This is a genomic window from Anoxynatronum buryatiense (genome assembly GCF_900182905.1).
Taxonomy (GTDB): Bacteria; Bacillota; Clostridia; order Peptostreptococcales; family Tindalliaceae; genus Anoxynatronum; species Anoxynatronum buryatiense.
Window position 1 is genome coordinate 171,953 of the sequence record NZ_FXUF01000001.1, and the last position, 11,661, is coordinate 183,613.

Consider the following 11,661-nt stretch of genomic DNA (forward strand, 5'->3'; position numbering starts at 1 on the left):
TAACGGGCCTATTTTCATCAAAAAGCAAAACAGCACCATCGGGTTTGATTCCGATGATGCCGGTTGCACTATGGGTGGTGGAGACGAGGGGAGTCGAACCCCTGTCCGAAGGCCCTTTGCCACCAGTTTCTCCGAGCGCAGCTGCTGATTTAGATCTCGTCTTGCCTAACTGCCAGCAACAGCATTTAGGTTTGACCAGCCCCAGTTGTACAACGCAGGGTCAAGGCACCCCCCTGCGGCGTTCCCCGCTAAGTTGACGTCACGTTTCGGCCCGCGGGTTTACCGAAGGTGACGAGCAGCTATATTAAGCTGCTAAAGCGTAATTTTCGTTAGCGTTTATCTTTAGGTGTCCCGTTCTTTAACGTGTACCCGAAACAAAAACACGGCTCGCTTCTGAAGACTCCAAACCCCCGTCGAGACCAGTACGTCCCCTTACTGTTTTTGCCGTTCCCGCAGCTCTTTCTGAATGCGGCGGTCGGCGTCGCGCTTGGCGATGGTTTCCCGCTTGTCATACTGGGCCTTGCCCCGGGCTACCGCCAGCTCGATTTTCACCTTCCCATTTTTCAGATATGCCTTCAGCGGAATCAGGGAGTACCCCTTTTGCTGCACATAGCCGATGAGTTTGCGAATTTCCCGCTTGTGGAGCAGGAGTTTGCGAACCCTCATAGGATCGGTATTAAAAATATTTCCCTGTTCATAAGGGCTTACATGTACATTATACAGGAAAACTTCACTATTTTCAACCTTGGCATACCCATCTTTCAAGTTGATGCGGCCGCCTCTGATTGATTTCACCTCGGTACCCTTTAAAACAATTCCTGTTTCGTAGGTTTCTTCAATAAAATAATCGTGCCGGGCTTTTCGATTTTGGGCAATGATTTTAACGTTTTCTGCCATGCATTTCAGTCCTTTCACCACCAGATAAATTTGCTTTACCCGGTGACTTCACTTCCTCTATTTCCATTGTACCGCCAAAAGGTCTTTTGTGCCAGCCTTGTTTCATGCCTGATATGACTTCATAAAGTCATCCACCTGCCCACGCAGGGGGAGGGAATGTTGGGCACCCATTTGGGTTGCTGTGAGTGCTCCCACGGCATTGGCAAATGCCAGGGCCTCTTGCAGTGGTCTTTCTTCTGCCAGCGCCACCACCAACCCGGCATTGAACGCATCTCCTGCGGCGGTGGTATCCACTGCTTTGATGGCATAAGGCTCAGCTGTAAAGGTACCATCGCCGTTTTTCGCCATGGATCCTTTTGATCCCAAGGTAACCACAATCGTCTTAACGCCCCGTTTCAGCAGTTCTTGCATACCGGCTTCACTGCCGGTGATTCCCGTCAGTAAGGCTAGTTCGGTTTCATTGGGTGTCAATAGATCCAGAAAAGTGTATAATTCGGGCGGCAGTTCTGCCGCCGGCGCTGGGTTCAGTATCACTTTTTTCCCATGTTTCTTGGCCAGTTTTGCCGCAGCAACAACGCAGTTCATGGGAATTTCCAGCTGAAGCATCACCCAGTCAGCCTCTTGAATCAGCTTTTCCTGCTGATGTATCCACTGGGGCGTGATGTCTCCATTGGCACCGGGATAGACAAGAATGGTGTTGTCTCCCTGATCGTCAACGGTGATCAGGGCATTTCCGGAAGCCCCTGTTGTTCTTTGTATCCCTTCCACATTCAGTCCTTCATCTTGAAAACCTTTCAACAGAGTATCGCCAAAGGCATCATTTCCCAATGCGCCGATCATGGCTACTGATGCCCCCAGACGGGCTGCCGCCACCGCCTGATTGGCTCCCTTCCCCCCTGGAACAGTGCGGTAGTCGGATGCCATGAGGGTTTCTCCCTTTTCAGGCAACCGGTGCACTTTCATTACAATATCCATATTGATGCTGCCAATGACTGCAATTTTCATGGTTCGTCTCCCTCTCTTTTTACTGTCAATCTCTTTCTCTTTTAGCTGGTTGCTTTGCCTGGTGATTCATGGATTGCTCCAATCGCTGCTTTTTGGGCCACTGCTGCCGTCCAGCGGGCCAGTCCACTGATGGTCATTTGTTTCATTCCCCGAAGGTAGGTATCCAGTTGGTCGCCAATGGGATCACGCCATTTGGCATCAATGGATTCCACTCCGCGGGCGATTCCCAGCATGGTGGCAATTTGAGCCGCATTACAGTCCACATCCTGACCAGCCAAGGCAATGATGTTCATGGTTTCATTAAAGTCGTTGTGCCCAAACCAGAGGGCCACCACCTGTGCGGCTGCATTGGGGTAGGCGTGAATCCAGTTATAGGCTTCATACTTTTCTTCACAGGCGCGCCATGCTGTCTCCCACTGATTGGTCTTTCGGCACTGCTCTAATGCAAAGTTCACCACGCTGGTATACTCGGCATCTTTGGGCATCATGGCCACCACTTCTTCCACCAGCGAAGGCATGTGTGTTGTCACAAAGGCTCTGGCTGTCAGCACTGCATTGAAGACTTCTCCCAGAATCCCATTGTTGGCATGGGAAATACTGCCATCAAGCCAAGCCAGACGAGCGGCTTCTTCTGCATTTCCCGGTGCCACCATGCCGCAGACGGCCCCCCGCATTTGTGCACCAATCCAGTCTGAAAAAGGATTGTGGAGTGTGCCGCTTTCGGGAGGGTAGATGCCCAGTTTCAGGTTTCGAAGGGCAATGTCTTCTGCCGACCACCCAAAAGGAACCAATGCCAGCCACTGGTCGGCAATGTCGGCGGCTGAAATTTGGAACCCCTTGGATTCAAAGGCTTTCAGGAACGCCAGTTCATAGGTAATATCGTCATTAAAGGTATTTGGTTTGCGAACGTAACCATCCACTTTTCCGAAGGCTTTTTTCAATTGGTGGGTCGTGTATCCCTCCATGGCTGTTCCAATGGCTCCTCCAATGATTTGAGCCAGCCAGCCGGCATACAGCTGATCCTGAAAGGAAGCCTGTGTCACATCGAAAGAAACGGATGCCGGGAAATTGGCCGCTTGTTTCAGCTGATCCCAACTGGTATAGGCAGCATATTTCCAATAGGGAGAAGCTTCATTCACGGGTGCCTGGTTAAGCAGGTGAAAAATTTGACCAGAAATACGGTGCAGCGACGCCATGTCATCTTCCTGAAAGGCTTTTAATCCCGGTTGAATCAATGCTTCTGCTTCTTCAACCTGAAACCCTTTGTTTTCCATGGACTGGATGGCGGCAATGATCAGACGTTCAGGTGCTCCTGAACCAGGCACTTCACTGTACCACCAGAGTTTGATACGGGCATCTTCTGCTTTTTCCAGGGGTTCAATGGCACTCCACCCCTGTTCTTCTTCTGTGAGCAGCTTTGGAATGGCCTTTTCCATCAACTCTTTTTCCATTTGCCATGCTTTCATGATCGATTACCTCCATTCAGACGATAACTAAGCTTAGTTGTTTACGATTTCGGTACCCGGCAGCATACCTGGTTATACACTGTCACTTCTCTAAAAAGTGAATGGGATGCTGCCTTTCCCCAGTGTCATCAGATGGTTGCTGGCTTCTGTAAGCATGTTTTTGACCTGTTGGTGGTTCATGTTGACACGGCCATCTTTTTTGGCCCATTTTCCTTCCACCATCACATGGGCCACCTGCTGTGGGCCACTGCTGTAGAGAATAGCCGCCAGCGGGTGGTGCACCGGTGCCACCCCAGGTTGTTTCAGCTGCCAGAAGGTTAAATCTGCAGCTGCACCAACGGCGATTTTGCCTGATTGAAAAGGCAGTGCCTCATGCCCCCTCATCAGAATTTTCCAAAGGGTTTGACAGCCGAAATGGGTGGCATCCTGATGAAAGTGTTTTCCAAGTAGTCCAAACAGACGCACTTGCTCCAGGGGATCAAGGGTGTTGGAGCTGGCTGCACCATCAGTTCCAGACGCCAGGGGCAGGCTCATGGCGTCATCCCACAGGCGCCCCTGGCCCATGGCCAGTTTCAGGTATGTTTTGGGACTGACGGCGATGGTGGTGGCCTTGCTCAGCAGCAGTCGGTCTTCCGGTGTGATCCAGAGTCCATGGGCAATGATCACAGGAACATCAAAACCGCCGGCTTCTGCCACCATTTGAAAGGGTGTTTTTCCGTAGACTTTCAGGCTTTCTTTAACTTGTGCTTCAGTTTCTGATACATGAAGATGTATTCCCGTGTTCAACTCCTTCGCCATATCAACCATGGTTTTCAGGACTGGCGGCGGGCAGGTGTAGGGGGCATGAGGCCCCACCCGCAGGGCCAGGCGGGAGTTGGTATGCTGGTGCTCTTTAATCAGGCTGCGACAAGCCTCCATTTCTGTTTCAATGGTGTCTGACAAACCAAAGAGGGTGGGCGCCAAATCACAGCGTATGGGGCTTTCCAGTACTGCCTGCATAATGGCTTCAGGAAACATGTAGTGGTCGGCGAAAGCCGTCACACCACAATTGATCATTTCATATATGGCTGCCAGGGCTCCTGCATACACATGGGATGCCTGCAGGTTTTTTTCATAAGGCCAGATTTCACGGTTGAACCAGTCGTCAATGGAGACATCTTCGGCCAGTCCCCGAAACAGCGTCATGGGTGAATGAGTGTGCAGGTTCACCAGGCCCGGTGTCACCACCAGTTGACTGCAGTCTACCACTTCAGCGCCGGATTCATTCACATCTTTCATTTCACCGGCATCTTCAATGGCAATGATGTCACCTTTGTGGATCACCAGGGTTTTTGCTGTGTAAAAAGTGCCGGTTTCATCAAGAATACCGGCATTTTTCAGTATCACATCTGCTTTCACGTGAATCATTTTTTCATCTGCCATCATGCTTTCATCAACCCTTGCACCAGCTGAACAAACCGCTCTCGGTCAATACCCACTGCCACTGCCACATTGGCCGGCTTTTTCGTCACGCCCATCACATCAACAACGGTTTTGCCGGTGGTATGTTTGCCTTTGGTTTCCACTGCCACATAGTAATCCTTTGTTTCAATGAGGGTGGGATCAATCACCGCCGCCACAGCCGAGGGATCATGCATCACCGCACCCGGAAATCCGTAGTTGGTAGCGAAGGCGTGAATATGGTTCATCATAGCTTTGGCAAGCCAGGCACCGCTGCCTTTAGGTGCTTCTATCGTATCAATTTCTTCACGTGTGAGCCAGGCTTGATGAGTGCAGTCCAATCCCACCATGGTGATGGGAATGCCTGCTTCAAAAACCATGCGGGCTGCTTCCGGGTCAGCGTAAATGTTGTACTCCGCTGCAGGGGTGTCATTTCCATACCCCATGGAACCGCCCATCATGGTGATGTGGGTAATGTAATCCCTCAGTTGGGGATACTTCATCAGGGCAATGGCCACATTGCTAAGGGGACCCAGGGTAATGAGATGGATCTTTTCATTTTTCGCTGCCGACAACTGATAAAACAGATCCCAGGCAGGTGTATCAAGCCCTTCAATGGAAGGCTCGGGCAAAGTTACCGGACCCAATCCTGTTTCACCATGAACATGTTCAGCTGTTACCAGGGGACGCATGATGGGTTTATCTGCTCCTTTGGCCACTGGTATCTCTTTTTTTAAGTAAGAAACAATCTTCAAGCCGTTAAGGGCCGTTTTATCTGCAGTCTGGTTTCCGGCCACGGTGGTCACAGCTTTCACGTCCAACGCTTCAGATGCCAGCGCCATGACAAGGGCAATGGTATCATCCGTTCCCGGATCGCAGTCAATAATCACAGCATGTTTCAAAGCAGTACCCTCCTTACCGGTATTTTTTTAGGCTGTCATACAACAGTTGAATAAATCGTTCCCGGTCAATGTCGTAAACCACATCCACATTCTTTTCCCGACCATTGATTCCTCTCAGGTCTACCACGGTGGCACCGTCGGTGAGCTCGCCGCAGGTCTCAATGTCTACCCGCACATGCTGGGAGGTAAACAGGGTGGGGTCGATTAACCAGGCAACTGCGCAAGGGTCATGGAGAGGACTTCCCTCAAAACCCATTTCCTGGTGAAATTTTGCAAAGAAATCCAGCAACTCTGCCACCATCACTGCCACTTTGCCGCCCTGTTGACGAATATGTTCAATTTCATGGTCAAAAATCTGTGCTTTATGGGTCACATCCAAACCGCACATGGTAATGGGTATGCCAGACTGGAAAACAACGTCGGCGGCCTCAGGATCCACCATGATGTTGAACTCTGCTGCCGGCGTCCAGTTGCCTCCCACAGCAGAACCACCCATGAGAGAAATCCGCTGGATACGCTCTTTCACCTGGGGAGCTGCAATTAATAAACTGGCGATGTTGGTGAGTGGCCCCGTGGGTACCAGTGTCACCTTTTCTTGACAGTTCATGATGACATCTTCCATCAGTTCAATGGCTGTTTTATCACTGGGAGCAAAGCTTGGTTCCGGCAGCACAGGGCCATCAAGACCGGACTCGCCGTGCACCTCCGGTGCGATTTCCAGCTCTCTTACCAAAGGCTGGCTGGCACCTGCTGCCACAGGTACATGAGTGATGCCTGCGAAACTCAGTACTTTTAAAGCGTTTTGCAACGTTTTTTCACTGGTTTGATTACCACCCACGGTGGTCACTGCGAGTACGTCCAGTTGATCACTGGCGAAGGCCATGAGCAGGGCAATGGCATCATCATGCCCTGGGTCGCAGTCCATTAAGATTGGTTTTTTCATGCACGATCCTCCTGACGTACTTTTTGTGCGGCAGAATGCTTGCGCTGGGCATACACTACCAGACCAATAATGGTAACCACATAAGGCACCATCTGAACGAACTCTGAAGGAATTCTGAAAGCCTGCAGGGCATTGGCCAAAGCATCAGCACTGCCGAATAACAGGGAAGTTAAGAGCACACCAAAGGGTCTTCCCATTCCCAACGCTTCTGCCGCCAAGGCAATAAAGCCACGTCCGGCAATCATATTGGTTGAAAACCAGGAGACATAACCCATAGACATGAAAGCACCGCCAAAACCGGCAAAAGCACCGCTCATGATCAGGGCAATATACTGGGTTTTTTTCACGCTGATTCCCACCGAATCTGCAGCATGGGCATTTTCTCCCACTGCACGAATTCGAAGTCCTAAAGGTGTTTTGTAGAGCAGTATATAAACCAACGCCACTGAAATAAAAGCTACATACGTGAGCACATTATGATTGGAGAACACAGGGCCCAACACCGGAATCTGGTGAAGAATTGGAATTTGGATGCGGGGCAGCACCTTGCTTGCGAGAGATGACGAAATGCCCCGGTCACCTGAGATCACAAACAAACCGAACACAGTGCCGCCGGAGGCCATGAGGTTAATAGCAATAGCGGCCAAAATAATGTCCGTTTTCAAGTTGAGGGCAAAATACGCCAACAACAGGCCCAGAAGCATGCCAACGACCACCGCTCCCACCAGTCCACCAAAGGCACTGCCTGTGTAAGCACTGATGGCCACACCGGCCAATGCAGCTGTCAGCATGGTTCCCTCCATACTAATGTTGACAACACCGGCTTTAATGGAAATGAGCGCACCAAGAGAAGCAAATAGGATGGGGGTTGTCACACGCAACACTGCGTAACCAAAGTTGGCTGAAAAAATAATGTCAAATAAGCTACCCATGCTGCACACCTCCCCCTTCCACTTCTGCCGCTTCGGCTGCTTTCATTTTTTCCTTGACCACCATGCGATGCCGCCAGCCAGCCAGTAGTCGTTCTGCTGTCACCAGCATAATCATGACCCCCTGGATGATCGCCACCACTTCGCTGGGAACATCGGTCACACGGGCCATGATATCGGCCCCAATACGCAGATAGGCCAGGAAGAATGCAAAAACAGGCACCAATAGTGGATTATTGCGAGCCATAATAGCTACAATGACGCCATCCCAACCATAACCAGGGAGCTGAAACCAGGTAAACCGTGGATACATACCCAACAGTTCCACGGTACCTCCCATCCCGGCAATCATTCCTCCAATAATCTGAGAGTACAGGATCACTGACTTGGTATTGATTCCCGAGTATTCGGCAAATCGAATATTCAACCCCACCATTCGCAGGGCGTACCCCCAGCGGGAGCGATAGAGAAACAGGTATACGACAACCACCATGGCAAGGGCGATGAAGATGCCGAAGTGCAGCCGGGTTCCCGGAAGAATACGCGTTAGTTTCGCCGCATCGGGAAAGCGGTGCGAAGCCATTGCACCTGCCATGGCATCCCGAAAATAATTATTAATAATGAAGAGACCCAGCCAGAAAAGAATAAAGTTCATCATTAGTGAAGACACCAGCTCACTGGCACCCATTCTGGCCTTCAAAACTGCTGGAAGGGCACTGCCCAGGCCTCCTGCCAGAGCGCCAACAATAATGGCAGCCACAGGCAGTATCACTGGCGGCAAGTTGAAGGTCAGTACCAAGGCTGTTGCCCCGACGGCTCCAAAGAAAAAACCGCCTTCTGCTCCAAGGTTGAACTGTTTCGCCATAAACATCACCGAAATGGCTAAACCTGTAAAGATTAAGGGAATGGCCATTTCCAGGACATTACCAAAATTCCGCAGGTTAGTCACAGGGCCCAGCAGAAAACGTTCAAGGGCATACCCCGGCTCATCACTGACGGAGAAAATAATGATAAGGGCCAGCAAGAGCGCCACGCCGATGGCCACCAATGTGCGGATGGTTTCAAACAGAACTCGTTTATTCACCGGTGGCACCTCCCATTTCATGCTGCTCCATTGTTTTTAGTCCCAGCATATACATGCCCAGCTCCATTTCATCCACCTGTGAGGCATCTTCAAAGTAAGCCGCAATCTCACCGCCGTACATCACCATCAGGCTGTCACTTAGTTCCAGCACTTCATTCAAATCGGCTGATACCAGCAGCACCGCGGTACCTTCATCACGCAGTTCCACCAGCTTCCGACGAATAAACTCTGTTGAACCCACGTCAATTCCCCGGGTCGGTTGATCAGCGACAATTAACTTTGGATCTGATGAAAACTCCCGGGCAACCACTACCTTTTGTATATTGCCACCCGAAAGCATGTTCACCTGCTGTGTATGGCCATCACATTTTACTTTATAATCTTTAATCAGCTCTTCAGAACGTGAAATTAAGGATTTCACTTTTTGCAGCAATTTACCATTATATTTAGGATGGTCAAATCGGTCGGAAATCAGATTTTCACCGATGGTTCCTTCTGCTGCAACGCCATATACCATGCGATCTTCAGGAATATGAGATGTTTTCAAGTTGCGGATCTCTTTCACTGTCAGATCCTTCACCGGCACGCCTCCAATAAAGATATCGCCAACAGACGGCTTTTTCAGGCCGGTGATCAATTCCACCAGTTCACCCTGACCATTTCCTTCAACGCCTGCAATTCCCATGATTTCGCCCTTGCGAACCCTGAAAGACATTTGGTTGACCACTGGTTTTCCAGTGGCATCGTGGTAGCTGAGACCTTTGGTTTCAATGACCACGTCGCCTGGAGTTGCCGGTTGCTTGTCTACTTTCAAAACAACATCACGACCCACCATGAGACGGGAAATTTCCTGTTCACTGATGGCTTTTGTCTCATGAATGCCCATGCTGCGGCCATTTCTTAAAATCGTCAGCCGATCGGTTATTTGTTTGATTTCCTTCAATTTGTGGGAAATAAAGATGATCGTGAATCCCTGATTCTTAAGATTAATTAATTCTTCAAATAATTCCTTGGTTTCCTGTGGAGTCAGAACGGCCGTGGGTTCATCCAAAATCAACACTTCGGCGCCTCGCAACAATGCCTTCAAAATTTCCAGTTTTTGTTTTTTTCCCACTGCCAGGTCTTCCACTATCGCTTTTGGATCAATGGCCAGATTGTATTTTTGGGATACTTCTTCTGTCATTTGAACCGCTTTTTCAAAATCGAAAAGAACACTGCTTTTTTTGGGTTCCACTCCCAGCACCATGTTTTCAGCAACAGTCAGTGAAGGGACCAACATAAAGTGTTGATGCACCATTCCAATGCCATAGTTGATGGCTGTATTGGGTGAATGCAATATCACTTTTTCTCCCTTGTAATATATTTCTCCTTCTTCCGGTTGTTCCATGCCGAACAGGATTTTCATCAGTGTTGATTTTCCGGCGCCATTCTCACCCATAATGGCATGGATCTCGCCTTTTCTGACGGAGAAATCCACGTCTTTATTGGCGACAATCCCATTGGGGTATACTTTGGTAATACCTTTCATTGCCAATATTTCTTCCACTGTTGTTCGAACCCCCTATCCATAAAACTCCCGTCATAGGGCGGGAGTTTATAATCACAGGATACTCAACTGGATGGACTGCCTTTTCTCTGTCAAATCTTCTGTTCAGGGAAAGACGGGGCAGAAGAATATTCTGCCCCGAATTGTACAGTTGATATCCATTTTGTTCGTCATCGCCTTAAGGCTTGACGGCATCTCTGATTTGGTTCAGTTCATCGGTGCTCATGCCAATGGCGCTGCTGACAGTGATTTCACCATTAATGATCATTTCAGCCAGCTCTTCCAGCTCAGCCCGAATTTCAGCCGGTACATTTCTTTCGAAGAAATCGTTATTGGCCAGTCCGACTGCTTCTTCCACCAGCCCCAGTGCTTCTGCTTCACCATAGGGAAGGGTGCCAGCCATATGCATTTCAGCGGCTCGTACCAGAGAGTTATCCACCCGCTTCATCATGGAAGTAAGCACCAGTTCAGCCTTGTCAGGATCTGATTCTGCAAAAACCATCGCCTGGTCGGAGTCAACGCCGATGGCATATCGGTTAACTTCCTGAGCAGCATCCAATTGACCCAGGCCAGCCTGACCAGCCACATTGAAGCCAATGTCCACACCTGCATTGTATTGTGCCAGTGCATTCTCTTTACCGGAGGCGGAATCATCAAAGCTGCCAATGTACGAGACGTACACCGAAACGTCTTCGTCCACATACAGAGCTCCTTCAATGTAGCCCACCAGGAAGTCATTAATTACGGGAATGTCCATGCCTCCCAGGAAGCCGATCAATTTACGGTCATTGGACAGCTCCATGTCTGAGGTGGTCACTTTGGCAGCCAAGGCACCCGCCAGGAAAGACCCTTCGTTTTGCTTGTATAAAATTGAGTAAACATTGCTCAGATCGCCAACACTGTAATCTACAGATGTGTCAAAAATGATGTAGCGGTTGTCAGGAAATTCCTGAGCAATCTCTTCTAGGTATTCTGTCATTTGCCATGTTCCCAGAATAATGATATCCCAGTCTTGTTCAGATACTTCCCACAGAGTTGGTTCCCAACGGGTTTGGTCGTAGGACATTTCGATGGTGCGCACCTCTGCTCCAAACTGCTGCTCGATCATTTGAACGCCGGCATGTGCGGAATCAAAGAATGATCTGTCCCCCAACGTACCGTTGAGAAGCAGAACAACCTTCAGAGCATCCTCCGACGGTTCTGCAGGTGCTCCCGGCTCTGCAGGTGCTGCTGGTGCTGCAGGTGCTGCTGGTTCCGGTGATCCACAACCGGAAAGTGCCAAAGCAAGTACAAGTAGTAACATTAAACCTAAGCTGCCAAACTTCTTCACTTGAAACTCCCCCTTTTGGTTGTTACCGTCATGTGCGGTAACTGATGTGTTTATTCGACAATCCTGTCACAATTTTACTCGATTTAGGCTGATTAGTCAATGTGTTGCGTCGATTTCAA

At 49.7% G+C, this 11,661-nt stretch carries 10 protein-coding genes and 1 other RNA gene; all 11 read right to left on the reverse strand.

Going from position 1 to position 11,661, the window contains the following annotated elements:
* Nucleotides 1-75: 75 nt before the first annotated feature.
* Nucleotides 76-432, reverse strand: a transfer-messenger RNA (tmRNA) gene (gene ssrA, locus QOL74_RS00755).
* Complete coding sequence (gene smpB / locus QOL74_RS00760) at nt 433-897, reverse strand: SsrA-binding protein SmpB (protein ID WP_283407515.1); 465 nt, start codon at nt 895-897, stop codon at nt 433-435.
* A 102-nt stretch (nt 898-999) separates the two neighbouring features.
* A complete protein-coding gene (rbsK, locus tag QOL74_RS00765; RefSeq protein ID WP_283407516.1) occupies nt 1,000-1,902 on the reverse strand; it encodes a ribokinase in 903 nt (300 codons plus the stop codon).
* A 41-nt stretch (nt 1,903-1,943) separates the two neighbouring features.
* Nucleotides 1,944-3,368 (reverse strand): ADP-ribosylglycohydrolase family protein, encoded by a 1,425-nt coding sequence (locus QOL74_RS00770; RefSeq protein WP_283407517.1) that lies wholly within the window; start codon nt 3,366-3,368, stop codon nt 1,944-1,946.
* A 90-nt stretch (nt 3,369-3,458) separates the two neighbouring features.
* Complete coding sequence (locus tag QOL74_RS00775) at nt 3,459-4,793, reverse strand: amidohydrolase family protein (RefSeq protein WP_283407518.1); 1,335 nt, start codon at nt 4,791-4,793, stop codon at nt 3,459-3,461.
* Nucleotides 4,790-5,710, reverse strand: coding sequence for a nucleoside hydrolase (locus tag QOL74_RS00780; protein ID WP_283407519.1), 921 nt, complete (start codon nt 5,708-5,710; stop codon nt 4,790-4,792). The genes QOL74_RS00775 and QOL74_RS00780 overlap by 4 nt, the downstream gene beginning before the upstream one ends.
* A 13-nt stretch (nt 5,711-5,723) precedes the next feature.
* Complete coding sequence (rihA, locus tag QOL74_RS00785) at nt 5,724-6,653, reverse strand: pyrimidine-specific ribonucleoside hydrolase RihA (protein WP_283407520.1); 930 nt, start codon at nt 6,651-6,653, stop codon at nt 5,724-5,726.
* Nucleotides 6,650-7,585 (reverse strand): ABC transporter permease, encoded by a 936-nt coding sequence (locus tag QOL74_RS00790; RefSeq protein ID WP_283407521.1) that lies wholly within the window; start codon nt 7,583-7,585, stop codon nt 6,650-6,652. The genes rihA and QOL74_RS00790 overlap by 4 nt, the downstream gene beginning before the upstream one ends.
* A complete protein-coding gene (locus QOL74_RS00795) occupies nt 7,578-8,666 on the reverse strand; it encodes an ABC transporter permease (protein WP_283407522.1) in 1,089 nt (362 codons plus the stop codon). The genes QOL74_RS00790 and QOL74_RS00795 overlap by 8 nt, the downstream gene beginning before the upstream one ends.
* Nucleotides 8,659-10,212 carry an ABC transporter ATP-binding protein gene (locus tag QOL74_RS00800; RefSeq protein ID WP_346771695.1) on the reverse strand — a complete coding sequence of 518 codons (1,554 nt, stop codon included), beginning with the start codon at nt 10,210-10,212 and terminating at the stop codon, nt 8,659-8,661. Before QOL74_RS00800 ends, QOL74_RS00795 begins: the two co-directional genes overlap by 8 nt.
* Nucleotides 10,213-10,390: 178 nt before the next feature.
* Nucleotides 10,391-11,542, reverse strand: a complete 1,152-nt coding sequence (locus tag QOL74_RS00805) for a BMP family ABC transporter substrate-binding protein (protein ID WP_283407523.1) — start codon at nt 11,540-11,542, stop codon at nt 10,391-10,393.
* Nucleotides 11,543-11,661: the final 119 nt, after the last annotated feature.